The organism is Planococcus massiliensis, assembly GCF_000821325.1.
Classification (GTDB): domain Bacteria; phylum Bacillota; class Bacilli; order Bacillales_A; family Planococcaceae; genus Planococcus; species Planococcus ruber.
The window spans coordinates 1,771,610-1,798,318 of the sequence record NZ_CCXS01000001.1 but is presented as its reverse complement, the minus strand read 5'-3'; the positions used below and the strand labels follow the sequence as shown (position 1 = coordinate 1,798,318).

Below are 26,709 nucleotides of genomic sequence, written 5' to 3'. Positions count from 1 at the left end.
TCCCTAGAGACCGGTTTTTTCTTTGCTCAGCAAATCGCGGATTTCCATAAGCAGCTCTTCTTTTTTGTCCAGCACTTCGGGTTCTTCCTCTGCCGGCACATCTTTTTTGCGCTTAAACTTCGTAAACAATCGAATCACTAAGAATATAGAGAATGCAATGATGAAAAAATCGATGACCGATTGAGCAAAAGCGCCGTATCGAACATTTACCCCATTTAAAGAGTAAGTCAAATCTTCGACACTGAAACCGCCGATTAAGATCCCAACAAGCGGCATAATGATGTCTTCAACAAGAGAAGACACGATCTTGCCAAAAGCTGCCCCGATGACAACCGCTACAGCTAAATCCAAGACATTACCTTTTAAGGCAAATTTCTTGAAATCTTCCCACATGTTTATCACCACCTTTCTTTAAGTATACCGAAATGGCATCCTTTGGCTAGGCACAATTAATGGAAAATGACAGGCTGTTTTTATTTTCCAAAAGAAAAATAAAAAACTTTATGGTAAACTAGGGGAAATATGTGATAGGTGTGGGGAAATGAAGAAAAAGAAAAAGAAAAGCCTGGCAGCACGGATTCGGATCTGGTTTTTGATCTTCCTGGTGCCGGTATTGCTCGTGATGACCACACTTGCGATTGTGGTTTTTTATGTGTTTAACCCGGAAGATATTGTTCATACGATTAAAGAAACACCCCAGCAATTATTTGAACTGGAAGTCCCAAAAGAAAACATCCCGTTGTACAAAGAAGCGGCCGAAACGTACGGCATTCCGTGGACCTTGCTTGCTGCGCACCATCGCATTGAAACCAAATTTTCAACGATGGATCCAATGTTATCGCCAGTTGGCGCTGAGGGGCATTTGCAATTTATGCCCTGTACATTCGTCGGTTGGCAGCACCCAACCTGTTCAGGAAAAGGGGAAGGGGAAATTTCGGAGGAAGAGAAAACCGATCCCGCTGTCATTAAAGAATACGGCGGATACGGAGTCGATGGGAACGGCGACGGCGTGGCAGATCCCTATGATTTAACCGATGCTTTATATAGCGCAGCCAACTTCTTATCAAAATATGGAGCGGCGGACGGCGATTTGGAAACCGCGATTTTCCAATACAATCACAGTGAGACTTATGTAAATGACATTCTGCATTACTATCATTTGTATGAAGAGCAATTTAAAACACCATAAAAAAAACGGGGCAGATGCCCCGTTTTTTTTATGCCTGTGGTTATGCTCTGCGGCCTTTTCTCATTGAGCCTAAGATCAAGCTCAATACGAAGACAAGGACTAAAGCACCAATCAATGCCGGGATAATGAATACGCCCCAGATTTCTGGACCCCAGTCTCCAAGCAGCAAGCTACCAAGCCATGCGCCGATAATCCCTGCAATAATGTTCCCGATAATGCCTCCAGGAATGTCTTTACCAAGGATTAGACCCGCAAGCCATCCGATGATACCACCCATGATCAAAAATAATATAAATCCCATTTCGTTCCAGCTCCTTTTAAGGTTATGAATAATTGCTACACTGAATATATAACCTTATTCAGGACGTTTGAAACATGTACAAGTAAATTTTATAGGATTTCAGCGCCAAGGGTGTTTTTGAAATGCCGTAATGCCCAGCGATGGCCTTCTTCGTCAAAGCTCGCAACCGCTTCTTCATAGACTTTGATCGCGAAGTTTTTATTGTAAGCATCCACTGCAGTGTGGAGCACACAAATGTCCGTGCAGACCCCGACAATATGAACTTCTGTGATATTTCGCTCTCGCAGCATGATTTCCAGGTTGGTGCCGGCAAAAGCACTATACCGCGTTTTATCCATCCAAACAATTTCTTCTTTATGCTGCTCATAAACTTCTGCAAGGCGACCGTAAAGATCTCGCCCAGCTGTTCCGCGAATATTATGCGGCGGAAACAATTTCGACTCCGGATGCAGTTCATTTTCGTGTTCATGCAAATCGACCGGCATAACAACGAAATCACCATTTTTTACAAATTCCTCTGTCAACGCGCAAATTTTCGATTCAATAGCTTGTCCCGGCTTTCCAACCGTCAACGCCCCATGGTCTGCGACAAAATCCACTGTGTAATCCACAACCAATAATGCTTTTTTCATCCCAATTCCTCCCATCCATTATGGATTCATCTAATCATAAAAACAATTTAAAGAAAAGTAGAAAAAATCTTTTGCAAATAAAATCATAATTCAGTATACTCCTTAAAAGGAGATAAGGAGATGAGAAATATGGTATATGAAAACACGCAGAAGCTGAATCGCCAAGCCTTGTTGTTTGTGGCGCTTCATACATTAGTCATTCTGAATTTCGTCATCGATTTCGAATTCTTCATTTAATCCTAAAAGCGCCTGTCCCGGCAATGGGACAGGCGCTTTTTCGGTTTAATCTTGTTTTAGTCGAGTCAGGGACTCTGTGAGCATGCGTGAAGCGGAGTCCAATGAAACTCCCATAATTTCCTGGATTTCTTCCAAATTCTTATGTTCCACCGTATAAAGATAATGGACATAAGCGAAACGAAGGTCTCCAGAGCGGATCGGCACGCCTAGAAAGTCAGTTAAGGCTTCCGTATAATCTGATAGAGAGCCCATCTTGAACATGGAATAGCCGTCTTTCACTTTTGAAGAAAGGAGGTAGGGCGTATTGCGGAAAACCGCTCGCTCGATGCCTTCCATCAAAACCGGAATTTCTGTGCCGGAAAATCTAAGCTGGCACACATAGCCGTCTTTTTTCTCAAGCGGCAGCAAAAGGCCGCCATCGGCATCTTCAAAATCATCCACTTCAATCGTAGTCATATCACGCAAGCGCAATCCTCTCATATATAAGATAAAAAGGAGTTTGGCATTCAACGACAATTGGCTGGATTCCAGCACAGAATCCTTTTTCTCGAGCAGTTCAGCGTAATTGACATGGATATCAGCCGGCGTCAAATCCAGCTTTTCAGCAAATTTGAATTTGGGCATGAAGTCCACTGGAATTTTGCCGATCTGCCACATGTAATCAAACCAGAGGCGGATGTAGATCAGCTTGCGGTTCAGCGTGCTGTCTTTTATGCCCGTTTCGTGCTGTTGCTGAAGAAATTTTTGAATATCAACTGGCCGGATCTCGTGCGGTTCCACCGGCTTTTTATACGTATTGCGCAAAAAGGCGAAGAGCGCTCGAATCAGTTGCACTTCATGGACAACCGTATTCGGGCTGATGCCATTTTTCAAACGATATTTTTCATAGCCATAAGGCATTTCGTCACACCCCTCTTCTCATTCTTTCCTTTAATTATACCATTCATTGGATGGAATAGAACGCACTTTCCCCTTTGAAATCCAGTATTCACGCGGTTTTTTGAAGGAATTCCTGTCATTTTCGATCTTACAGGTCAAAATGCTTTTATTTGGTGGAAATGGGGTATGGCATACAAGAAGGCATATGGCTTATGAGCAAAAAATTGGAGGCATTCGAATGTACAAAGAAGAAAATGCAAAAGTGCGGACAGCCGTCTTACGCGCGGTCGAAGGGATTCCCGACGAAGTGTTAAATACGAAACCTTCGCCGGAAGAGTGGTCTCCCATGCAAATCCTCGATCATCTACAGCTGATGGAATCGGTGGTCGCCCAAAATATCCGCAAAGAGCTGGCGAAAAGCGAAAGCGAAAAAGTGCGGAAGAAACCGATTCAATTGACCGTTAGCCGATTGATTAAAGTGGCTGCCCCGAAATATGTGGTTCCAACAAATGGCTTCGTCTCTCTTGAAGAGATGAAGAAACGGTTGGAGGCGTCCACAGCATTGCTCGACCAAGTCTATAGAGACGCGCCGGAAGATGCGCTAGAAGCAAAATCATTGCCGCATCCTGTTTTCGGGAAAGTGCCTCTGATTCAATGGTTTCCGTTTGTGGGCCTGCATGAAAAGCGCCATCTGAAGCAGTTGGAAAAGACATTGGAAAAACTTCAGGGTAGTACGAATTAGTAATTGGAAAAACTTATCACATTCTATAATTTTAATGTAATTTACTTATGCTTCTGGATTCGTTATGATAGAAGAGGAGAAAAGACGCTAACAAGAGCCTTTTCAGAAGATTTAAAGGAGGAACATGATCATGGCAAAAAGCAGTTTGCATAACAGCCGTACTTCTTTTGAGCTAAATGGCAAAACGTACAACTACTATCGTTTAGCTGCATTAGAAGAAGCAGGAATCGCGAAAGTATCACGACTTCCTTATTCAATTAAAGTCCTTTTAGAGTCTGTCCTGCGTCAGCACGACGGATACGTCATCAAAGACGAGCATGTAGAAGAACTTGCAAAATGGGGCAAGAACGCTAACAAGGAAGCTGAAGTTCCGTTCAAACCTTCCCGCGTTATTCTACAGGATTTCACAGGAGTTCCAGTAGTAGTCGATTTGGCAGCGCTTCGTTCAGCTATGGCTGAAATGGGTGGAGATCCTAACAAAATCAATCCAGACGTACCGGTTGATCTAGTGGTTGACCACTCGGTGCAAGTAGACAGCTACGGCACTAACGAAGCATTGAAAATCAACACGAAATTGGAATTCGAACGCAACGCAGAGCGCTACCAGTTCCTTAGCTGGGCTCAAAAAGCTTACGACAACTACCGTGCAGTTCCGCCGGAGACAGGGATCGTTCACCAAGTTAACCTTGAGTACTTAGCGAACGTCGTCCATGCGATTGCGAACGAAGACGGTACATTCGAAGCTTATCCGGATACATTAGTCGGAACGGATTCCCATACAACCATGATCAACGGTCTTGGTGTTCTTGGATGGGGCGTCGGCGGTATCGAAGCGGAAGCTGGAATGCTTGGACAACCTTCATTCTTCCCGATTCCTGAAGTAATCGGAGTGAAATTGACAAATGCCTTGCCAAACGGCGCAACAGCTACGGATTTGGCGCTTAAAATTACACAAGTGCTTCGCCAAAAAGGCGTAGTTGGGAAATTTGTGGAATTCTACGGTCCGGGTGTTACGACATTGCCGCTTGCAGACCGTTCAACAATTGCGAACATGGCACCGGAATACGGCGCTACCTGCGGATTCTTCCCAGTTGATGAAGAAGCGCTTGACTACATGCGCTTGACTGGCCGCGAAGAAGACCACATCGCGACAGTGAAAGCTTATTTGCAGGCGAACGACATGTTCTTCGATGCAGATAAAGATCCGATTTACACCGATACAATTGAACTTGACCTTTCAACAGTCGAGCCGAACCTTTCTGGACCAAAACGCCCGCAGGATTTGATTCCTCTTTCTCAAATGAAAACGGAATTCAACAAAGCGGTTACTGGACCTGAAGGCCCGCACGGTTTTGCACTTGGCGAAGAAGAAATCAACAAGACTGCTACTGTCAACTTCAAAGACGGCTCTACAGCCCAAATGAAGACAGGCGCAATCGGCATCGCTGCCATCACATCTTGTACGAACACTTCTAACCCATACGTTATGCTTGGCGCTGGACTTGTTGCGAAAAAAGCGGTTGAAAAAGGCTTAATGCCGCCAGCATACGTGAAAACGTCATTGGCACCTGGTTCAAAAGTTGTAACGGGCTACTTGCAGCAAGCTGGTCTTTTGGATTACCTTGAGCAAATCCGCTTCAACTTGGTCGGATACGGCTGTACAACATGTATCGGGAACTCTGGCCCGATGCTTCCTGAAATCGAAGAAGCGATTCTCGACAGCGACTTGTTGGTAACTTCTGTTCTTTCCGGTAACCGTAACTTTGAAGGGCGCATCCATCCGCTTGTAAAAGCAAACTACTTGGCTTCACCGCCGTTAGTTGTTGCTTATGCATTAGCTGGTACTGTGGATATCGATCTTCAAAACGACCCAATCGGACAAGACCAACAAGGCAACGATGTGTTCTTGAGCGATATTTGGCCAACGACAGAAGAAGTAAACGAAGTCGTGAAGAGCACAGTAACGCCTGAATTGTTCCGTAAAGAATACGCGCGCGTCTTCGACGAGAACGAAACATGGAATGCGATTGAAACAAATGACGATTCTCTTTACAACTTTGATGAGAATTCGACTTATATTCAAAACCCGCCATTCTTCCAAGGCCTTTCAAGAGAGCCTCAGCCAATCCAAACACTTACGGATCTCCGTGTAGTGGCGAAATTCGCTGACTCGATCACGACTGACCACATTTCACCAGCTGGAGCAATCGGCAAAGATACACCAGCAGGGAAATACTTGCGCGAAAACGGCGTAGAACCACGCAACTTCAACTCTTACGGCTCACGCCGAGGAAACCATGAAGTCATGATGCGCGGAACATTCGCGAACATCCGTATCCGTAACCAAGTGGCTCCAGGAACAACTGGCGGCTTCACGACTTACTGGCCAACGGGTGAAATCATGCCGATCTATGACGCAGCGATGAAATACCAGGAACAAGGAACCGGCCTAGCCGTGCTTACGGGCAAAGACTATGGCATGGGCTCTTCACGTGACTGGGCTGCGAAAGGGACATTCTTACTTGGCATCAAAACAGTTATCGCAGAAAGCTATGAGCGTATCCACCGTTCAAACCTTGTGATGATGGGTGTTCTTCCATTGCAATTCGTGAATGGACAAAACGCTGATTCACTAGGGTTGACTGGACGCGAAAGCATCTCCGTTAACTTGACGGATGACGTGAAACCACGCGACATCTTGAAAGTCACTGCAACTGCTGAAGACGGCACAGTAACAGAATTCGACGCATTAGTGCGCTTCGACTCTGAAGTTGAAGTGGATTACTACCGCCATGGTGGGATCCTTCAAATGGTACTGCGCAGAAAATTAGTAGAAGCTTAAGAAAAGCGTAATCGCCAATAAGCTGCCGAGAAAATTCTCGGCAGCTTATTTTTTATTTCTAACGGGATTTTTTGTATACTTACAGACAGAGGTGAAAAGGAAATGCACATTAGTGAAAAAGAAATTGAAATCCGCTATGCGGAAACCGATCAAATGGGCGTCGTCTACCACGCCAATTACATCATCTGGCTGGAAATCGGCCGGACGAAATTGATCGAAGACTTAGGGTTTACATATGCTGGAATGGAAGAAGATGGCTACCTGTCGCCGGTTACGGACATTTCAATCCAATACAAAGCCGCGCTTCGCTACGGTCAAAAAGCCATCGTGCGGACGTGGGTGGAAGATCACGGCCGTTTGCGCACAACATACGGCTACGAAGTGCTCCACGCAGACGGTACGCTTGCTGCGAAAGCGACGTCCGAGCATGTCGTTGTGAAAAAAGACACTTTCCGCCCCGTATCGATCCAGAAAATCTATCCGGAATGGCATGCGAAATACGAAGAAATCAAAAGGAAGTCACCCGATGGCGTTCGGAATTAAGCGGGACGAATTGAATCGCTGGAAGCAGGACGTGAAGGAAGAAAAAATCGCTTTTCTGACCCATTATTGGATCGATGAGCGTTTCCCGGGTTCGTCGACCGTCACAAAAGTCGGCTGCAGCAATCTGGAAAAACTCGAAAAATGGGGCCGCCAATACGGGCTGAACCCGGAATGGATGGACCTGCGCGGCAACTATCCGCATTTTGACCTTTTTGGGGAACACCAGGTCAGCATCATGGAAGCCGAAGGCATGCTCGATCAATTGAATAAATTCAAAAAAGAAAAAGCGTGAGGAGCCTCACGCTTTTTCTTTTTCGTATGAATAATCCAGTTCGTGCAGGTCGTCATTAACCGAGACGACTAAGTCGTGGCCGTCAAAATACCAAATGTCCCGTTCTTCGATATAGTAGGTCACTTGGTCCTGTTCGATTTTCACAGCCGCCTCGTCCGGCTCGTCTTTTGTGACGCCGAGCGAGAAGCCGGGCTGCAGATTTCCTGCGCCTCCGTAGCGGACGAAAAATCGCACGGTGTCGCCGGATTCAACTTCCATTTCGTTATGGAACCATGTAAATGCATCTTCAGTGATTTTGATTTCCACGTAATGTGCACGCCCTTTCATTCAGCTACAGCCATTTGACCTTCGGTTCCGTGCCGGCTTTGATGCGCGCGATATTCGCACGGTGCCGGAAAATGATAAATGATGCGAGGATGATGATGACAATCAAGAATGGATAATCCCCTGTGTTCAGTGCATAGATCAACGTATAGATGACCGCAACGACCGCAAGGATGATCGATGACAGCGATACCATTTTAGTGATTTTCAAAGCAATCAGCAGAGCAACGACCGCCACGATGAACAAAGGCCATTGGTAGCCGAGCAAAATGCCGCCGGACGTCGCAACTGCTTTGCCGCCTTTGAATTTCGCGAAAATCGGGAACATATGCCCAATGACCGCAATGACCCCAAATACCAGCGGATGGATGTTGGTGTCCATATAAAGCGGAATGAGGGTGGCTGCCGTTCCTTTTAAAATATCGAGAATCGTCACCACAATGCCTGCTTTGATGCCAAGGGTGCGGAACGTATTGGTCGCGCCCAAATTGCCGCTTCCCTTTGTCCGGATGTCCGTTTTATAAAAAATTTTCCCAATCCATAAGGCAGACGGGATCGAGCCGAGCAAATAGGCTAGTATGACTGGAAGCAAGATGTCCATGTTTAACTCCTTTAAACAGCTGATATTTATAGTTCAAGTTTAACATGAAGCGCATTCATCCGACAATATCGAGTGCCGGATTGCAAATGCTGATTGCTGTCGAATATGATACAATAGAGAAACACAGCGGTTGATGAGTGAAATCATCGGCTTCGCATGATACTGTTAACGCAAAGAAAAACGGAAAAAGGATAGGTGAATTGCATGAACAATCCAAGCCGTGAAGAAATCAAAAAAGTTTTGGATACTGCAAAAACCATTGCAGTCGTGGGGCTGAGCCCGAACGTGAACCGGACGTCCTATATGGTTTCCGAAGCGATGCAAAAAGCGGGATACCGGATCATTCCGGTCAACCCGGCAGCCGATGAAGTCTTAGGGGAAAAGAGCTACGCCTCTTTGCTGGATCTGCCGGAGCCGGTCGACATCGTCAACGTTTTCAGACGCAGTGAATTTTTGCCGGATCTTGCGGAAGATTTCAAAAGGATCGATTGCCCCGTGTTCTGGACGCAGTTGAACGTTGTCGATGAAGAAGTCTTCAATGACTTGACCGAAAAAGGCTACACGGTCATCATGGACCGGTGCATCAAAGTGGAACATGCCATCCTTAAATAAGATCACCAAGGGGAAGAGGGCGCAAAGCTCTCTTTTTCTGTGATTATTGACAGATAGCACCGTTATCGATACGATTAAAAGAGTGAAATGTACGAACAGATGTTTGATGGAGGGAAAGCAATGGCCAAAATTCAAAATACAGCATACAACGAAGAAGCAATTCAAGTACTCGAAGGCCTAGATGCCGTTAGAAAACGCCCGGGTATGTATATCGGTTCAACCGATGCAAGAGGTTTGCACCATCTGGTCTATGAAATCGTCGACAACTCGGTCGATGAAGCATTGGCCGGATTTGGTGAAAAAATAGATGTGACCATCCACGAAGACAATAGTTTAAGCGTACGGGATTACGGCCGGGGCATGCCCACAGGAATGCACCGAAGCGGAAAACCGACGCCGGAAGTGATTTTGACCGTTTTGCACGCCGGAGGAAAGTTCGGACAAGGCGGCTATAAAACGAGTGGCGGACTCCACGGCGTGGGGGCTTCGGTCGTCAACGCATTGTCCAAATTCCTCGAAGTGACGATTCACCGCGACGGCAAAAAATACCGCCAGCGCTTTGAAAACGGCGGAAAGCCGGTAACGACGCTCGAAGAAATCGGTTCGACTAAAGAAACCGGCACCTTGATCCATTTCCTGCCGGACGACACCATTTTCTCGTCAACCAAATACAATTATGAAACCTTATGCGAGCGCTTGCGCGAATCTGCGTTTTTATTAAAAGGCTTAAAAATCGAGTTAACGGACAAACGCACGGATGCCCACGATACGTTTTTCTTTGAAACAGGAATTGAAGCGTTTGTCGGCTATTTGAACGAAGAAAAAGATGTTTTGCATCCGGTCGCTTATATCGAAGGCCAGCAGGAAGAGATGGAAGTCGAATTCGCTTTCCAGTTCAACGACGGCTATTCGGAAACGATTCTGTCCTTCGTCAACAACGTCCGCACTCGTGACGGCGGCACGCACGAAACCGGTGCAAAAGCGGCTATGACGCGTGTCTTCAATGACTACGCACGGAAAATCAATTTGCTGAAAGACAAAGACAAGAACTTGGAAGGCTCAGACATCCGCGAAGGATTAGCGGCGATTGTATCGGTCCGCATTCCGGAAGCGCTGCTGCAGTTTGAAGGGCAGACGAAAAGCAAGCTCGGCACGAGCGAAGCCCGCAGCGTCGTCGATGCTGTCGTATCGCAGAAATTGATGTATTTCCTTGAGGAAAATGCGGAGCTGAGTGCATCGCTTGTACGAAAAGCCATCCGTGCTTCCCAGGCCCGCTTAGCGGCAAGAAAAGCACGGGAAGATGCCCGCAACGGCAAAAAACGCAAAAAATCGGATGCATTATTGTCCGGTAAATTGACGCCGGCTCAGTCCCGCAACGCGGCGAAAAACGAACTCTACTTAGTCGAGGGGGATTCTGCCGGCGGCTCCGCGAAGCAAGGCCGCGACCGGACCTTCCAGGCGATCTTGCCGCTCCGCGGAAAAGTCGTCAACACCGAAAAAGCGAAACTCGAAGAAATCATGAAAAACGAGGAAATTTCGACGATCATCCACGCCATTGGCGGAGGCGTATCAGCGGATTTCTCCATTGACGACATCGCCTACAACAAAGTCATCATCATGACCGATGCGGATACAGACGGCGCGCATATTCAAGTGCTGCTGTTGACGTTCTTCTACCGCTACATGAAACCATTGATTGAAGCCGGAAAAGTCTTTATTGCCTTGCCTCCGCTCTATAAAGTATCAAAAGGCGCCGGCAAGAAAGAAGTGGTCGACTATGCATGGACGGAAGCGGATCTGGAAGCTTCCACTAAAAAAGTCGGCAAAGGCTATATGCTGCAGCGCTATAAAGGACTTGGCGAGATGAACGCGGACCAACTATGGGAAACGACGATGAATCCGGAGACGCGGACTTTGATCCGCGTGACGATTGAAGACGGCGCACGCGCTGAACGCAGAATTACGACCTTAATGGGCGATAAAGTAGAACCAAGAAGAAAATGGATTGAAAGCAACGTCGACTTCGGCATGGAGGAAGACGCCAATATTCTAGAAAATGATTTGATTCATGCTGAGGAGGAACTTGTATGACACAAACCGAACGTTACCAAGATCTGCCATTAGAAGAAGTCATCGGCGATCGGTTTGGGCGCTATAGTAAATACATCATCCAGGACCGCGCACTGCCCGATGCCCGGGACGGCTTAAAGCCAGTACAGCGGCGGATCCTTTACGCGATGTACAAAGAAGGCAATACAAACGACAAGGCATTCCGCAAATCGGCGAAAACCGTCGGGAATGTTATCGGCAATTATCACCCGCACGGAGACAGTTCTGTCTACGAAGCCATGGTGCGTTTGAGCCAGGACTGGAAAATCCGCCACATGCTCGTAGAAATGCACGGAAACAACGGGTCGATGGACGGCGATTCACCGGCAGCCATGCGTTATACGGAAGCGCGGCTATCTGCGATTTCCTCGGAATTGCTGCGCGATATTGATAAACGGACCGTTGAATTCATTCCGAACTTCGATGATTCGGATATGGAGCCAACCGTCTTGCCGTCGCGCTTCCCGAATCTATTAGTCAACGGCTCGACCGGTATTTCGGCCGGTTATGCGACCGATATTCCGCCCCATGCCTTGCACGAAGTATTGGATGCTGTATTGATGCGCATGGACAATCCGAAAGCGACCGTTGACGAGTTGATGACCGTCATGCATGGACCGGATTTCCCGACAGGGGGAATTATCCAAGGAGTGGACGGCATTAAAAAGGCTTATGAAACCGGTAAAGGAAAAATCATTGTCCGCTCAAGAGCCGCTATTGAACCGCTAAAAGGCGGAAAAGAGCAGATCGTCATCACCGAAATTCCATTCGAAGTCAATAAAGCTTCGATGATCAAAAAAATCGACGACCACCGCTTCGACCGCAAATTGGAAGGGATCTCTGAAGTTCGCGACGAATCGGATAGAAGTGGGCTGCGCATTGTCATCGAATTGAAAAAAGACGTGGATGCGAACGGCATTTTGAATTATCTCTACAAAAATACCGATTTGCAAGTCAGCTATAACTTCAATATGGTGGCGATTTACAACCGCCGTCCAACGATGATGACGCTGCCGACGATGCTCGATGCATATATTGACCACCAAAAAGAGATCGTGACGAAACGCTCGGAATTTGATCTGCAAAAAGCCAATGACCGCATGCATATTGTCGAAGGATTGATCAAAGCGCTATCTATTCTGGATAAAGTCATCAAAACGATCCGCGCTTCGAAAGACAAACGCGATGCGAAAAATAATTTAATCGCTTCCTACGCGTTTTCGGAAGCCCAGGCAGAAGCCATCGTTTCCTTGCAGCTATACCGCTTGACGAACACCGATATCACGGAATTGAAAGCGGAAGCGGAGAGCTTGAAAAAGCTGATTGCGGAATTGACGGGAATTTTGACAAGCGCGACGAAACTGAAGAATGTCATCAAGAAAGAATTGGCGAATGTCCGCAAGCAATTTGCAGAGCCGCGCCGCTCTTCCATTGAAGAGAAAATCCAGGAAATCACGATTACCCGAGAAGTGATGATTCCGAGTGAAGAGGTGGTAGTCACCGTAACAAAAGAAGGATACGTGAAACGGACAAGCACCCGCTCGCACGCTGCATCCAACGGCCAGGATTTTGCGATGAAAGAGACGGACCATCTGCTGTTTGAAGGCAATCTGAATACGCAAAACACCATTTTGCTGTTTACAACGGCCGGCAATTTTGTCTACCAGCCGGTGAATGAATTGCCGGATATTAAATGGAAAGACTTAGGCCAGCATTTATCAAGCATTGTGCAGTTGGAGCCGAATGAATCGATTCTTGCAGCATATCCGTTTGAGAATTTCGAAGACGACGCTTATATCTTGACCGTCTCGAAAAACGGGTTGGTCAAACGCTCTGCATTGAAGGACTATCATGTGCAGCGCTATTCCCGTGCAATCAAAACGATGAATTTGAAAAAAGACGATGCTATGATTTTTGCCGGGGTGATGAAAAAAGAAACCGAACTTTTCATCGGAACAAACCAAGCATATGGCGTGCGATTCCCAATTGAAGAAATTCCGGTTACAGGGCTTCGTACAGCCGGCGTTAAAGGCGTCAATTTAAAAGACGGCGACGAAGTGGTATCTGCCATCCTAATCAATCCGGATGAGAAACAGGATTTGATTTTGGTAACACACCGTGGAGCTGCGAAAAAAATGAAGCTCCAGGAATTCGAAGTAGGGAGTCGGGCGAAGCGTGGTGTGGTCATGCTGCGCGAGTTGAAATCGAACCCTCATCGAGTAGTTGCTGTTATAGCCGCTGCCGGGAAGGAAGAAGTGCTTCTTGAAACAGCTAAAGGCATACGCACGAATTTGGCGGCCAATAACTTGAAGACGGTTGACCGCTATTCGAACGGATCGTTCATATTGGATGAGGGGTCGGATGGAAAAGTCATTGTCGCATATCGGATAGAAACGAAAACAGAAGAATAGCCTTTAAAAAGCACTGTCCTTGGGCAGTGCTTTTTTGGGTATGGAGAGAAGTGTAGTTTACACATAAGCAACCGCTTATATTATTAATATATTTATTATGTATACTAATTTAAATGTATTCGAAACCATCTGTATAAGCGTATACTTATTTATTAAATAAATAAATTATGTAAACAAAATACAATCATACAACAGGACCGAATGGCCCCTCCTCTAATTGTCGGTGAATTCCGACGATTCATTTGACACTCTTTCTGCACAGAAATATACTTGATCTATTGCAGTGGCAAAATCTTTGGATATAAGGGAGGAACGTATCTTATGTTTGCACCTTTAACACCGCTCGATTGGAAACGCCGTGCGATCAAGTACTATCCTGACAAGACGGCGGTCATTGATGAAGAAAAGTCGTTTACATACCGGGAATTTGGAAAGCGCACCGATCAATTGTCTCTAGCCCTACATAATGCGGGCATCCAGAAGGGCGACCATGTAGCGGTCATGCTGCCGAATACCCACTATATGCTGGAAAGCTTCTATGGCATTTGCCAGCTGGGTGCGGTCATGGTTCCGCTGAATTACCGCCTGACTGCTAAAGACTTGGAATACATCATTCGCCATAGCGATGCACGGATGTTGATCGTCGATGCCGAATTCGGGAAAATCATTGAAACTATCCAAAAAGAATTGCCAATTGAAAAATATATTGTCGTCGAAGTGGACGGACATGGCTCAAGCATTGAGGGAGAAACGTATGAATCGTTTATTGCTTCAGCCGGAAGCGAAGGGCAATTGCCTGAAGTCGAGATCGACGAAAATCAGATGATGACGTTAAACTACACAAGCGGCACGACTTCAAACCCTAAAGGCGTGATGCTGACGCACCGCAGCAATTATTTAAATGCGGCAAACTTTCTGCATCATCTGAATGTCACCCATGATGATGTCTATTTGCACACCTTGCCGATGTTTCATGCCAATGGCTGGGGCGGGATCTGGGCATTGACAGCTGCCGGCGGGACGCACGTGTGCCTTCGGAAAGTGGATCCTCCGCTCATCCTCGAGCTTTTTGAAAAACACCGCATTTCGCTTCTTTGCGGGGCTCCGACCGTGGTGAACATGCTTGTCAATGAACCGAAGGCAAAACAAGTGAAAATCACCACCAATCCGCGTATGGCGACAGCCGGGGCTCCACCTGCTGCCGCATTGATTGCAAAAGCCCAGCAGATTCTCGGCTTGAACATGATGCATGTCTACGGGTTAACGGAGACGTCTCCGTTCATCCTTTATTGTGAATGGAAAAAGGAGTTTGACAGCAAAACGCCGGAAGAACAGGCAGAAATAAAAGCGCGGCAAGGAATTGAACTGGCCTTCAACGGAGAAACGAAAGTGGTCAATCAAGAAGATGGCCGTGAAGTGGCCTGGAACGGCAAAGAACTCGGCGAAATCATCACACGCGGCAACGTCGTTATGAGCGGCTACTACAAGGATCCTGAAAAAACAGCGGAAGCGATCAAAGATGGCTGGTTTTATACAGGCGATTTAGCCGTTACTTATCCAGATGGCTATATCGAGATCCAGGACCGGATCAAGGACATGATCATTTCAGGCGGCGAGAATATCTCGTCTACTGAAATCGAGGGCGTGCTTTACCAGCATGCCGATGTGATGGAAGTCGCCGCCATTGCCGTGCCGGATGAAAAATGGGGCGAAGTGCCAAAAGCCATTATTGTGCTGCAGCCGGGAGCAACGGTAACGGAACAAGAAATCATCGACTATACGCGTTCGAAAATGGCGCACTTTAAAGCGCCGAAATCGATTGAGTTTGTTGAAGCACTGCCGAAAACCGCGACAGGAAAACTGCAAAAGTTCCGGCTGCGGGAAATGTATTGGAACAGCTCGAAAAAAGTAAATTGATCATTGAACGAAGCAAACTGCTTCCGTTTTTGTTTGAGAAAGAAAGGAAGGACGCCAGTGGATAGCATCATATTTGATTTAGATGGAACGTTATGGGATTCCCGGAAAACCGTCGCTGCTGCATGGAACGCCGCAATCGAGCAAAACAAGCTGGACGCTGAGCCGATCACGGTCGAAGATTTAAAATCGACGATGGGCCTTCAAATGCCGGACATCATGAAGAAACTGTTTCCGCAATACGATGAGGCGGCGAGGAATGAGTTGATCCAGACGTGCGGGGAAATTGAATGCGTTTATTTGAAGAAAAGCGGAGGGGTGCTTTACCCCGAGGTGAAGGAAATTATCGGCCAGCTCGCGGAAAAGTATCCGCTCTACATCGTCAGCAATTGCCAAGAAGGCTATATTGAAGCTTTTCTCGCTTTCCATGAGATGGAGGAGTATTTTAAGGATTTTGAAAATCCGGGAAGAACAGGGTTGACGAAAGGTGAAAACATTCAGCTGCTGATGGAGCGGAACGGGCTGAAGGATCCAATTTATGTAGGCGATACAAAAGGCGATCAGCAAGCGGCTGAGTATGCCGGCATTCCATTTGTCTATGCTGCGTATGGCTTTGGCGAAGTAGAAAGCTTCGAGCAAAAAATTGACCGTTTTGAACACCTGCTTGAAGTCGCAGAGCTCGCTTGATCTCTCGCATCTCCAGTTTTTAAGAAAGGAAGGGCTTACATTCACAGCCCTTCTTTTTTGTTTGCCCTGAATGAGGTAGTATGGACAAAGGAGAAAAAAACGGGCTGCAGAATCCCCTTGGCGGTTATAGAAGAAATACAGAAAGGCACTTGGTTGGCCGGACGACGATAAAAAGGGGGAGGCAGACCCCTTTTGAAAATTGCTGGGTCAAGTAATCATCTTTCGCACACCAAGCGGCCATCCTGCATTGTCCAAACCGAAACATGTAGATTTACGATTATTGGAGGAACTCATTCATGGCCGAAACAACCGCTTTACCGAAACAACCTATTTTCAGAACCACCCCCATCCTCATTTCTTTCCTGATTGCCGGCTTTATCGGGCTTTTCAGTGAAACGGCTTTAAATATGGCATTAGGGGATTTGATGATGCATTTCAATATCAACTCAGCCACTGTCCAATGGCTGACGACCGGCTACCTTTTGACGCTCGGCATTCTCGTGCCAGTGTCGGGTTTGCTGCTGCAATGGTTTACAACACGCAAACTTTTTATGGCGGCGCTTGGCTTCTCGATCGGCGGGACACTGCTTGCAGCTCTTGCACCCAGTTTTGAAATCTTAATGATTGCCCGCGTCATTCAAGCCGTCGGCACCGGTTTGCTGCTGCCGTTGATGTTCAATACGATTCTTGTCATCTATCCTGTCAATCGCCGCGGAGCGATTATGGGCTTGATGGGGCTGGTCATCGTATCGGCGCCTGCAATCGGGCCGACGATTTCCGGATTATTGATTGAAAACTTGAATTGGCACTGGATTTTCTGGATTTCTTTGCCGTTCTTAGTGTTTGCATTGGTTTTTGGGATCGTCTTCATGCAAAACGTATCCGAAATCACAAAACCAAAAATTGATGGAGTTTCCATCGTGCTTTCGACGATCGGGTTTGGCGGCATCGTCTACGGCTTCAGCAGTGCCGGAGAAGAAGGCTGGGGAAGTGCGATCGTTGTCTCGACGTTACTCGTCGGCATCATCGCTCTTTTCCTGTTCGTTGTGCGCCAACTGAAAATGAAGCAGCCGATGATCAACATGCGTGTCTTTAAGTTTCCGATGTTCACACTGGGCTTGCTCAGCGTGTTTATCGCTTTCATGGTGATTCTCTCAACCAGCATCCTGCTGCCGCTTTACTTGCAGACGGGGCTTGGCTTAGCCGCTATCGTCGCAGGGCTTGTGCTTTTACCTGGCGGGCTTTTAAATGCATTGATGTCTCCCGTTACGGGCCGCTTGTTTGATAAATACGGGCCGCGCGGGCTTGTGATACCAGGATTCATCCTTATGATCATCATGCTTTGGCAATTTACGAATGTCACCACTGAAACGTCCCTTTACTGGATCATCGTCTTGCATACGTTCTTATTTATCGGCATTTCCATGGTCATGATGCCTGCCCAAACGAATGGCTTGAACCAATTGCCGAGAAACCTGTATCCGGACGGTACCGCGCTGATGAATACGCTGCAGCAAGTCTCCGGTGCCATCGGAACGGCTGTCGCGATTACGATCATGTCCACATCGCAGGAGAGTTTCCTGCAAAATGCGGCTGAACCCGCAGATCCATCGGCCATTGCCGCTTCGTTGACAGCCGGCATTCAAAATGCCTTCACCTTCGGCTTGATTTTAGCAGCTGTCGGCTTGGTCATTTCGTTCTTTATCAAATCCCCGCTCACTGCAAAAGAGTGAGGGCAGAACCATTTGTTTTTGAAGGGAGTTTTCGCTATGGCAAAAAGAACTTTGTATTTCTTGTGTACAGGCAATTCTTGCCGCAGCCAGATAGCTGAAGGCTGGGGGAAAGAAATTCTTGGCGAGGATTGGCAAGTGCTAAGTGCGGGAATCGAAGCGCACGGCTTGAATCCAAATGCAGTCAAAGCGATGAAGGAAGTCGGAATTGACATTTCTGCTCAAACATCGGATAGAATTGATCTGGATATTCTTAATCACGCTGATTTTGTGGTTACTTTATGCGGCGACGCAACAGATAAATGCCCGGTAACTCCGCCCCATGTAAAACGCGCTCATTGGGGATTTGAAGATCCGGCAAAAGCGGAAGGCACAGAAGAAGAAAAATGGCAGGTTTTCCAAAGGGTCCGCGATGCAATCGGCGAACGGATCCGTGAATTTAGCCGGACCGGCAATTGAATGAATAGCAATTAAAAATACCGCTCCCGATTTTGGGAAGCGGTATTTTTTCTGTTCAAATGACGCCAATCATTACTGAAATAGCGAGCAGCACAATACTGAAACCCCACATGATCAAGAGCGAATAGCGGATGTGGCGGCCCATTTCCAGTCCGGCGAGGCCGAGAGCAAGCCACAGTGCCGGAGAAAACGGGCTGACGAAGGTACCGATGATGTTGCCGATGATCATCGCATACGCAGTAGACAGCGAGGAAACTCCTGCGCCTGACGCCACTTGTTCAACAATCGGCAATAGGGCGAAGTAGTAGGCATCTGTACTAAGCAATAAATCAAAAGGAACCCCGAAAAATCCAATGATCAGATGAAGATAAGGCAGGACAAATGCCGGCAGTATTTTTACTAAATCTGTAGCTAATGAATCCAGCATCAACGTGCCATTTAAAATCCCAAGAAACGAGCCGGCAGCTAGTATAATTGCTGCCATGAGCAACGCATTGGGCGCATGCGCTTTGATCCGTTCCATCTGTTCCTTCATGTTCGGATAGTTAAGCGGCAAGGCCAAGCTGACGCCGATCATGAAAGCAAAACCGGCAGGCACAATGCCCCAGACCAAAATGCCGATGATGGCAAGTGCAAGAGCGGCATTCACCCATAGCAATTTCGGCCGGCGCAAAGAGGCAGTTTTTCTATTCGCTTCTTCTGCGCGATTGATTGGCGCATCTCTTTCTTTGAAAAGTTCTTCATTAATATCACCGCGTTTTGCAATTAAACGCTTTTCGCGGATCGCAAGGAATACAGCGAGTCCGATCAATAGCAAAATGCCGATCACTTGTACTTTAATCAACGGACGCCATAATTCTGTAACGTCCACTCCGAGAACAGCTGCCGTCCGGCCAAGCGGCCCAGCCCATGGCAACATATTCATAATGCTCGCTGAGGTCCCGACGAGCAAAAGCAATAAATAAGGGTTCATTTTTAAGCGCTTATAAAGGGGCAACAAGGCAGGGATCGTAATCAGGAACGTGGAGGCGCCGGAGCCATCAAGCTGGGCGACAGCGGCGATCAGCACAGTTCCGACTGCGACTGCGATAATATTCCCGCGAGATAAAGCGATCATTTTATTGATTAATGGATCGAATAAGCCGACATCTTGCATTAGGCCGAAAAAGAGGATAGCGAAGATGAACATGATGACGACGCTCATCACGGATTCGATCCCGCTGTTAAAGAAATCTCCAATCTCTGCAAATCCGAAACCGGCAACAAATGCCGCGACAATCGGTACGAGCACCAATGCCACAATGGGTGTAATTTTATTGCTGATCAGTAAGCCAACAATAATAGCGATGGTCAATAAGCCGATAATACTTAACATGATAATTCCTCCTGTTATATAAAGAAGTAAATGGAAGGGTAAATGAAAACGCATACAATTTAAACATTTAGAAAAACCCCTCTGCTAAAGATGTTAGAAATAAACTTAGCACAGAGGGGTTTGAAAAATAAGATTATTCAATTAAGGCAATTAAAGCGCGTTTCGCTCATTTTGTTCATTCTGTCCACGGAATGTACCGGCGTTCGGGTCGGCCGATTTCTCCGTAATTCAATTGAGCTTTCGCATCTCCCGTCGACACAAGATGCTCGAGGTAGCGGCGTGCAGTCGAACGGCTGACCCCGACTGCTTGGCCTGTTTCCATTGCATTCACGCCAGGGGCCGGGGAGGTGTTTAGAACCTCAAGGACATCTGATAATGTCAAAGCATCAATCCCTTTTGGCAAGTCGCCTTGATGCATGTCTTCCTTAATAACCCCAATGTGCTGGCGGCCGATGAGGCGGTCAATGTCGCTTTGTTCCAAATCCACTTTTGACGAGAAGAACGTTTTTTGGTCTTTATAGCGGAGCAGGCTTTCTTGAAAACGGACAAAATCCACAGGTTTGATCAAATAATCGGAAATGCCGCCGCGCACTGTTTCTTCGATCGTTTTGGCATCCGTTGCTGCAGACAGCATGATAATATCGACTCCGCGATACGCACTGCGGATTTCCCAGAACAGGTTAAGCCCCGAGCGGTCCGGTATGAAAACGTCCAGCAACACAAGATCCGGCAAGGGTTCCGCCTGTTCTAGAAAAGCGATTGCTTCATCGCCCGTTTTCGCGATCGCCTCTGCGTGGAAGCCTTCGATTTGATTCACCAATTCCTGGTTAATGTTCGCTACACGGAAATCGTCTTCAATGATTAATACTTGTATAGTGGGTTTCATCTTTGATTCGCCTCTTTCGGTAATGAAATAACAAAACAGGTTCCGCCGAGTTCGCTTTCTTCTAAATGCAAATCGCCGCCTGCTGTTTCGACTAAGCGGTGAGCGGTGTAGAGGCCATAGCCTCGGTCCCTGCCCATTTTGATAGAATAGCCTTTGTCAAATAACCGTCCAGCATCAGCGTCTGCCAGGCCGGATCCGGAATCGTCGATTTCGAATAGGAGGTCCTCGCCGACGTCCGTAAAGTACAACGAAATTTGCCTGATGTGGGACGGGGCCGTTCTTACGGCTTCCAATGCATTGTCTAAAAGGCTGCCAAGCGCTGTTAGAATGGCCTGTTGTTGAGGTGCGGTCAGTTCTGCTATTAATCTGCTTTCCGGTTCAATGGTGATGGCTACATGCTGTTCGTTTGCCTGGTGGAATTTTCCGAGCAACAAGCCGCTGATCAATGGATCCCGCACTTTATCCACCAAATAGCGGGTCCATTCCTGCTGGGTATGGCGCTCCAGTTGAAGAAATTCCAGGACTTCTTCTTTTTTATTTAAATGGAGGAGTCCGGAAATGGTATATAGTTTGTTTGAGAATTCATGGGTCTGAGCCCGCAATGCCTGAGCATACTGGGTGACTCGAGAAAGTTCTTTCGTCAATTTATCAATTTCGGTCTTATAGCGGAAAGTGGAAACGGCACCGACCAGTTCACCTTCTACATAAATCGGTCCAGAGTTGACATAAACGGACGTCCTGCCGTACATGCGCTCTTTGTCAAAGCGGCTTTCAGCAGATTTCAAAATGTCCGGCAGCTCAGAGTCGGGAAAGGCCTTGGCAATCGGCTCACCGATCAGCTTTTCTGCCGGCCCGTTGCCGCCAAACAGCAAACGTTTAGCCATTTGATTGAGCAGTGTGATGCGGCCCGTTGCGTCCACCGCAATGATGCCTTCATGGGTCGATTGCAGGATCGTTTCTTTTTGGAATAAAAGATGGGCGATTTCTTCCGGTTCTAGCCCGTGTAACAGCCGTTTAATATAAGATGCGATGCCGATTGCAGCCAAAAAACCGGCTGCAGCAATCAGCAAAAGCATGAGCCAGAGCTCCTGATTGTAAGCTTTGATGAGAGTTTGGATGTCCGTTGCCAGAAAACCGACGGACACGACACCGATAATGTCGCCTTCTTCATAAATCGGGACTTTGGCGCGCAACGAACTGCCGAGCGATCCCGTTGCTTCCGATACGTAAGAATTGCCGAATACTAGCGCCTGTTCGTTGTCTTCTCCGACCATCTTTTGGCCGATTTTTTCAGGTGCCGGATGGGAATAGCGGATTTCCTCCCTATTGCCGACCACGATAAATTCGGCATCGGTCGCTTTTTGGAGAGGGGAGATGAGCGGTTGGATAACGAAGGCTGGATCTGGTTCATGAAATGCTTCTGCAATTTCCGGATTGAGGGCAACGCTTTCTGCTAACGCAAGCGCCTGTTCCCCGAGCTGGCCTTTTAAAGTATCGGTGACGAAATAATTAAGGAATACGCCAGTGACTGCAACCACGGTTATAATCAGAAAGCCGATTAACAAGACCATTTTCATCTTTAAATTCCACCGGTTTTTCGGTGTTTCTGTCCGTTTTTGGTTTTCATTTTTGGGAAAGTGAATCATTCGACTGTCTCCTTCCTAAATAGCGGCTTTTGCCATAATAGCATAGATGCGTCCTGAGGAGAGGTGCAGGAGGGAAGAAAATTTCGTCGCTCTTCAATAGAAAAGAAAAAACGCCCCGGGACAGCGGCACTCGGTGGCGAGTGCTGTCATCCATGGGCGTTTTCGCTTAGTTTCCTAAAAATGATTCCTCAAAGAAAGTTAAAAGCGTTTCTAATGTGATCGGATCGCTGTAAGTGGAAGCTTTCGTGTTGATTTCAAACACTTGGCCGTTTTTCACAGCGGGGATGTTTTTCCAGACATCGGTTTCAACGAAAGAGTTGTCGACATCCGGGTTTTTGCTGAAGATAACATAGTCTCCGGCGAATTCCGGAAGCACTTCAGAAGAGAACGTGTACACGCCTGCTTCAAGCGCCAATTCTTCAACTTTGGCCGGCATTTTCAATTTCATGGCCTGATACAGGATTTCCGTGCCGCGCGCATAATTATCGCCGAACACATAAAATTCTTTATTGCCGCTTTCGATTACCGATACGGTGGCGTCTTCACCGATTTCCGCACGGATTTCATCGCCAGCAGCTGCCGCGCGTTCTTGGAAGTCCGCAACCCAATCCGTTGCTTCTTGTTCTTTGTTCAATAATTTGCCGATTTCCACTTGCTGATCCAAGTAATCGAGCTTGCCCCATGTAAAAGCGACAGTCGGTGCGATTTCGCCGAGTTTGTCCAAGTTTTTCATATGGGAACCTGCGATGATCAAATCGGGCTCCAACTCAAGGATTTTTTCCAAGTTGTCTTCTGTCACAATTTCAGCGTCTGTCAGCTTATCGGTAAAGAGGGGATTGGCATTGGTCCATTCATCCACTCCGACGATATTGCCTTCGAGTGCAAGGACGTTCGGTGCATTCGTCAATGCGATAATGCGCTGCGGTTCTTTTGGCACTTCAACAGGGCCTGTTTCCGACTCATAGGTAATGGTATCTTTTTCCGAGTCTTTGTCAGCTTCCGCTGCAGTCCCTTCGTTTTCCGTATTTCCGCATGCCGCAAGCAAAAGCAGCAGGAAGAAAAGAAACGGCAAGATCAACTTTTTCATCTTATTCTCTTTCCCCTTTCGGTTATCCGTGAAAATGATAATCATTTTCAATTAGATTCTTTTAAATCATAAAATGAAAGCGGGCGGCTGTCAATCCTAAATTTATTGGAGAAGGTGCTAAAGCTGCCTGTAGCAAACTCTGTAAAGATTCACTTTCGCTCCCAACGATGCGGTTATGGAGAAAAGGGGCTCTTCTATCGGAAGAAAGGGCATTGTGGAAAAGCTGATAAGAATGGTACGCTAGCACCAAGGGATAATTTTACAATTTCAAGTGAAATGAGAAAAGAGGACAAGGAATGATTAAATGGAAATGGGCGTGCGGAATTTTGGCGATCTTAGTCGCTTCGCTGGCTTTTCTGCTGGTAGCTCAGCATCGGCAAGTGGAGAAAGCGGTGATCAAAGATTATGTACTGCAGCATGCATCGGTAGAGCAAGCGCTTCAGATCGGGATTGAAGAATACAAGGAATCCCAAAATGCCGAAGCGCTTGCGGATGATTTAATCATTGCTTATGGTGCAGCAGACGGACTATACGGCTTGCCGAACGATCTCAAAGCGGCCCCGGGCTTCGTTTATTTTTCAAATATGGAATTCTTCTATAAAGTGCAGGATCAATTTGATTTCTACTTGCCGATCGGCATCCGGGAAATCATGGACGATGCGAAAGACGGCGTGCTGACGGAGAAATCTTACGCGAAACTGATCGGCTATCATCAGCTTTTGGAAGAGTTTAATCAACTCGCGCTTTCGGGAAATATCGACAAGAAGAACGCAAAAGATTACGAAGAAGATTTTGAAGCGTTTTATGCAGCGAATGAAGAAAAAATGACGGAACTGATCAATTGATGGCGAACAATACGTTTTTAAGGGCAGAGACATGTTTTCTGCCCTTTCTTTTATTCATATAGTAGAAACCCTTTCAGGAAGGAGCATCACCATTCAGACTTCGTTGCTCAACAGACTCCGACGGAAGCCGAAACGATCGCAGGAGAAAAATATGAAGAAGCGGTTTATGGCTGGAAATCGATAAGAGGGAGCGCTATAGAGTAAAATGCCCGGTTCCGGAACTCCAAAAACGAAAAAAATTTAAAAATTTTTTTGCTTTCCGAGTATAGCTATTTCCTTTTATTTTCCATAATCCATAAAAGGGGATAATTGACCGCATCTGCTTGGCACGTGCCTTCGGGAAATAGTCGGTCCAGTAAAATGGCTCTTTTTACTGTCGATGAATCTCATTTATTAAACCTGAAATTTTGATCTCATTAATAATAAGAGCCGATAAAAAGAGGGATGAAATATATCTTAAAATAGTTTGAATTATCTAATAATTCATAAAGCTATCAAAAAATAACAATTTTTAAGGAAAACGATGACGACAGAAAAATACCGTAAAATTAAGTATTTACAAAAGATATAGGATATTATAGTCTGTTGGTAACGAAATAAAGAAAAAAGAAAGAGGGAATCTGACAAATATATGCTAAAAGATATAGTTCGAATGTTTATATTTTTTTACTAATTTAAGTTTTCTGAATTTGTGGTTATTTTCAAAAGGACCATTCAGTCTCATATAGTAGAACGAAAAAGAAGGTTTTCCAGTTTTTTAGGAAGGAAGGATCGATATGGTGTGCATCTCATTCGAAGAAGCAATAGTTCAAAAAATCGGCTTATGGCTGGAAACAGAGGGAGAGTTTCTTGCGGGGCGTTACCGATTCCAAACAAAGCGAACCCTCCAGGGCAAAGAACAGCTCCTTTGTTCACTTGAAATCGCTCCGCTTGATAAATTGAGCAAGGATGCTCAAGCGGCCAACCAAGCAAGCGTTTACTTGCTGCCTGATGAGCTTTCGGCATTCAGCACCGCGCTTTGGCGCCACCCAATTCCGTTTCCGACGAATTTTTCGCAAGTGCAAACCGCAGCCCAGGGCCTGACTTGCATTCAGCTGACGACCACTGAGCCGCCCGAAGACTTTGCCAAGCGGCTGTCTCAAGCCCTCAAGCAATTGAACGGGCAGGCGGCAAGTTGATCTTCTCATTAGGGTTTCCAGATTTTTGTTTCATAAATTTGTCCATTTTAGCCTCAGCCACGGAAATTCAGTATTCATTCTAGTCAATGACTGACCATTACAAGGGGGAAATGAACATGACAATCATTCAAAAAGAAACAATCGAGATGGAAGAAAACGCAATCAACTACCTGGAACTTTACTTGAATCATATCGCCGGATACAAGAAATACAAAGAAGAAAAGCGGAAATCAAAAAAAGACGCTGCGTTTTCTAATATGGAAGTCGCACAGTAACAGGAAGTAGCAAGCATATAATCTTCGAAAGCCTCGGCCGCCATGGTTCGGGGTTTTTTCGACCGTTTTTTTATGGTAGATTGCAACCTATACCGATGTTTACACGATGCTCCGAAATTTATATGCCCGTCTGCCGCAAGCGAAAGAACGGCAGTTAACAGCAAAACATTTCTCTTTTAATACCGAAGGCGGACGCTGCGAACATTGCCAAGGGCTCGGCTACGTGTTCATCAATATGCATTTCTTGCCGGACCTCGAAGTTGTCTGTCCCGTATGTCCCGGTAAGCGGTTCAATGAAGAAGTGCTGGCTGTGCACTATCAGGGGCTGTCGATTTCCGATATTTTGGATCTCAGCATCCAAGAAAGCTTGCCGCTGTTTCAAGGACAGAGGAAGATCGTTTCTACGATCGAGCTGTTGCTGGAAGTCGGCCTCGGCTATCTCCAATGGGAACAGACGCTAACGACGTTGTCAGGAGGCGAAGGACAGCGCTTGAAACTCGCAAAAGAGCTGAACAAGCCGGCGAAAGGTCCGACGCTTTATATTCTGGATGAGCCGTCGTCAGGCCTCCATCCGAATGACGTCAAGCAATTGCTGGTGCTGTTGAATAAACTCGTCGATGCTGGCCATACGGTGATCATTGTCGAGCACAATACGGAAATGATCCAAGAATCCGATTGGGTCATCGATATAGGGCCGGAAGGAGGCGAAGCGGGCGGGGACATCGTTGCCACCGGTACGCCGGTGCAAATCGCGGCAAATCCCGCTTCATTTACTGGAAATTTTTTAACCGTTTAACGGGTACAGATGCAGCGCAAAAATGCTAAAAAAGCAAGTAATTATCCGTTTTTACGGGGGTTAGACTCGGAAAATGAAAAAAAGCGCGAAAAAGCAGTTGATGAAAATTGGAAAAAG

25 protein-coding genes and 1 pseudogene are annotated in these 26,709 nt (G+C 46.6%); 16 read left to right on the top strand and 10 right to left on the bottom strand.

What is annotated here, in order from left to right; genetic code table 11:
* Nucleotides 1–3 precede the first annotated feature (3 nt).
* Nucleotides 4–393 carry a large conductance mechanosensitive channel protein MscL gene (gene mscL, locus BN1080_RS08810; RefSeq protein WP_052651699.1) on the bottom strand — a complete coding sequence of 130 codons (390 nt, stop codon included), beginning with the start codon at nt 391–393 and terminating at the stop codon, nt 4–6.
* 148 nt (nt 394–541) lie between these two features.
* Here mscL and BN1080_RS08805 point away from each other — a divergent pair, with 148 nt between their 5' ends.
* The gene (locus BN1080_RS08805) at nt 542–1,189 is read left to right on the top strand and encodes a lytic transglycosylase domain-containing protein (protein ID WP_052651698.1); all 648 of its coding nucleotides are present in this window, start codon (nt 542–544) and stop codon (nt 1,187–1,189) included.
* 40 nt (nt 1,190–1,229) lie between these two features.
* Here the strand turns inward: BN1080_RS08805 and BN1080_RS08800 are convergent, their stop codons facing one another.
* From BN1080_RS08800 to BN1080_RS08790, 3 genes are all read right to left on the bottom strand, one after another.
* Entirely contained in the window at nt 1,230–1,490 is a 261-nt protein-coding gene (locus tag BN1080_RS08800; protein WP_052651697.1) for a GlsB/YeaQ/YmgE family stress response membrane protein, read from the bottom strand.
* A gap of 89 nt (nt 1,491–1,579) precedes the next feature.
* Nucleotides 1,580–2,122 (bottom strand): cysteine hydrolase family protein, encoded by a 543-nt coding sequence (locus BN1080_RS08795; protein WP_052651696.1) that lies wholly within the window; start codon nt 2,120–2,122, stop codon nt 1,580–1,582.
* A 282-nt stretch (nt 2,123–2,404) separates the two neighbouring features.
* Entirely contained in the window at nt 2,405–3,259 is an 855-nt protein-coding gene (locus BN1080_RS08790) for a site-specific integrase (RefSeq protein WP_052651695.1), read from the bottom strand.
* Between the two features lie 217 nt (nt 3,260–3,476).
* On the opposite strand from BN1080_RS08790, the gene BN1080_RS08785 reads away from it, so the two are divergent.
* The 4 genes from BN1080_RS08785 (at nt 3,477) to BN1080_RS08770 (ending at nt 7,657) form a co-directional block, all read left to right on the top strand.
* Nucleotides 3,477–3,980 (top strand): DinB family protein, encoded by a 504-nt coding sequence (locus BN1080_RS08785; RefSeq protein WP_052651694.1) that lies wholly within the window; start codon nt 3,477–3,479, stop codon nt 3,978–3,980.
* A 130-nt stretch (nt 3,981–4,110) separates the two neighbouring features.
* Complete coding sequence (gene acnA / locus BN1080_RS08780; RefSeq protein ID WP_052651693.1) at nt 4,111–6,822, top strand: aconitate hydratase AcnA; 2,712 nt, start codon at nt 4,111–4,113, stop codon at nt 6,820–6,822.
* Between the two features lie 102 nt (nt 6,823–6,924).
* Nucleotides 6,925–7,365, top strand: a complete 441-nt coding sequence (locus BN1080_RS08775) for an acyl-CoA thioesterase (RefSeq protein WP_052651692.1) — start codon at nt 6,925–6,927, stop codon at nt 7,363–7,365.
* The gene (locus BN1080_RS08770; RefSeq protein WP_052651691.1) at nt 7,349–7,657 is read left to right on the top strand and encodes a hypothetical protein; all 309 of its coding nucleotides are present in this window, start codon (nt 7,349–7,351) and stop codon (nt 7,655–7,657) included. Before BN1080_RS08775 ends, BN1080_RS08770 begins: the two co-directional genes overlap by 17 nt.
* A gap of 6 nt (nt 7,658–7,663) precedes the next feature.
* Here the strand turns inward: BN1080_RS08770 and BN1080_RS08765 are convergent, their stop codons facing one another.
* Both BN1080_RS08765 and plsY read right to left on the bottom strand, forming a co-directional pair.
* A complete protein-coding gene (locus tag BN1080_RS08765) occupies nt 7,664–7,963 on the bottom strand; it encodes a HesB/YadR/YfhF family protein (protein WP_052654504.1) in 300 nt (99 codons plus the stop codon).
* Nucleotides 7,964–7,988: 25 nt separating this feature from the next.
* Nucleotides 7,989–8,582 (bottom strand): glycerol-3-phosphate 1-O-acyltransferase PlsY, encoded by a 594-nt coding sequence (gene plsY, locus BN1080_RS08760; RefSeq protein ID WP_052651690.1) that lies wholly within the window; start codon nt 8,580–8,582, stop codon nt 7,989–7,991.
* A gap of 204 nt (nt 8,583–8,786) precedes the next feature.
* On the opposite strand from plsY, the gene BN1080_RS08755 reads away from it, so the two are divergent.
* From BN1080_RS08755 to arsC, 7 genes are all read left to right on the top strand, one after another.
* Complete coding sequence (locus BN1080_RS08755; protein ID WP_052651689.1) at nt 8,787–9,194, top strand: CoA-binding protein; 408 nt, start codon at nt 8,787–8,789, stop codon at nt 9,192–9,194.
* Between the two features lie 120 nt (nt 9,195–9,314).
* Complete coding sequence (parE, locus tag BN1080_RS08750; RefSeq protein WP_052651688.1) at nt 9,315–11,285, top strand: DNA topoisomerase IV subunit B; 1,971 nt, start codon at nt 9,315–9,317, stop codon at nt 11,283–11,285.
* A complete protein-coding gene (parC, locus tag BN1080_RS08745) occupies nt 11,282–13,714 on the top strand; it encodes a DNA topoisomerase IV subunit A (protein WP_052651687.1) in 2,433 nt (810 codons plus the stop codon). Before parE ends, parC begins: the two co-directional genes overlap by 4 nt.
* A 321-nt stretch (nt 13,715–14,035) precedes the next feature.
* On the top strand, nt 14,036–15,631 hold the full coding sequence (locus BN1080_RS08740) for a long-chain-fatty-acid--CoA ligase (protein ID WP_052651686.1): 1,596 nt from the start codon (nt 14,036–14,038) through the stop codon (nt 15,629–15,631).
* 57 nt (nt 15,632–15,688) lie between these two features.
* Nucleotides 15,689–16,315 (top strand): HAD family hydrolase, encoded by a 627-nt coding sequence (locus BN1080_RS08735; RefSeq protein ID WP_110925611.1) that lies wholly within the window; start codon nt 15,689–15,691, stop codon nt 16,313–16,315.
* Nucleotides 16,316–16,611: 296 nt separating this feature from the next.
* Entirely contained in the window at nt 16,612–18,048 is a 1,437-nt protein-coding gene (locus BN1080_RS08730; RefSeq protein WP_052651685.1) for a DHA2 family efflux MFS transporter permease subunit, read from the top strand.
* 36 nt (nt 18,049–18,084) lie between these two features.
* Nucleotides 18,085–18,504 carry an arsenate reductase (thioredoxin) gene (arsC, locus tag BN1080_RS08725; RefSeq protein WP_052651684.1) on the top strand — a complete coding sequence of 140 codons (420 nt, stop codon included), beginning with the start codon at nt 18,085–18,087 and terminating at the stop codon, nt 18,502–18,504.
* 55 nt (nt 18,505–18,559) lie between these two features.
* Here arsC and BN1080_RS08720 read toward each other — a convergent pair whose 3' ends face one another.
* From BN1080_RS08720 to BN1080_RS08705, 4 genes are all read right to left on the bottom strand, one after another.
* Complete coding sequence (locus BN1080_RS08720) at nt 18,560–19,879, bottom strand: CitMHS family transporter (RefSeq protein WP_052651683.1); 1,320 nt, start codon at nt 19,877–19,879, stop codon at nt 18,560–18,562.
* A gap of 175 nt (nt 19,880–20,054) precedes the next feature.
* A complete protein-coding gene (locus BN1080_RS08715) occupies nt 20,055–20,765 on the bottom strand; it encodes a response regulator (RefSeq protein WP_052651682.1) in 711 nt (236 codons plus the stop codon).
* Complete coding sequence (locus BN1080_RS08710; RefSeq protein ID WP_052651681.1) at nt 20,762–22,411, bottom strand: ATP-binding protein; 1,650 nt, start codon at nt 22,409–22,411, stop codon at nt 20,762–20,764. Before BN1080_RS08710 ends, BN1080_RS08715 begins: the two co-directional genes overlap by 4 nt.
* A gap of 166 nt (nt 22,412–22,577) precedes the next feature.
* Nucleotides 22,578–23,498 carry an iron-hydroxamate ABC transporter substrate-binding protein gene (locus tag BN1080_RS08705; RefSeq protein ID WP_052654501.1) on the bottom strand — a complete coding sequence of 307 codons (921 nt, stop codon included), beginning with the start codon at nt 23,496–23,498 and terminating at the stop codon, nt 22,578–22,580.
* A gap of 296 nt (nt 23,499–23,794) precedes the next feature.
* Between BN1080_RS08705 and BN1080_RS08700 the strand changes: the two genes are divergently transcribed.
* The 4 genes and pseudogenes from BN1080_RS08700 to uvrA all read left to right on the top strand — a co-directional run.
* Nucleotides 23,795–24,343 (top strand): hypothetical protein, encoded by a 549-nt coding sequence (locus BN1080_RS08700; protein ID WP_052651680.1) that lies wholly within the window; start codon nt 23,795–23,797, stop codon nt 24,341–24,343.
* Between the two features lie 776 nt (nt 24,344–25,119).
* Entirely contained in the window at nt 25,120–25,521 is a 402-nt protein-coding gene (locus tag BN1080_RS08695) for a hypothetical protein (RefSeq protein WP_052651679.1), read from the top strand.
* A 116-nt stretch (nt 25,522–25,637) separates the two neighbouring features.
* Nucleotides 25,638–25,796 (top strand): hypothetical protein, encoded by a 159-nt coding sequence (locus tag BN1080_RS17210; protein ID WP_199876603.1) that lies wholly within the window; start codon nt 25,638–25,640, stop codon nt 25,794–25,796.
* A 79-nt stretch (nt 25,797–25,875) separates the two neighbouring features.
* Nucleotides 25,876–26,592: pseudogene (gene uvrA / locus BN1080_RS08690) on the top strand (ABC-ATPase UvrA); the annotation flags it as partial.
* Nucleotides 26,593–26,709: the final 117 nt, after the last annotated feature.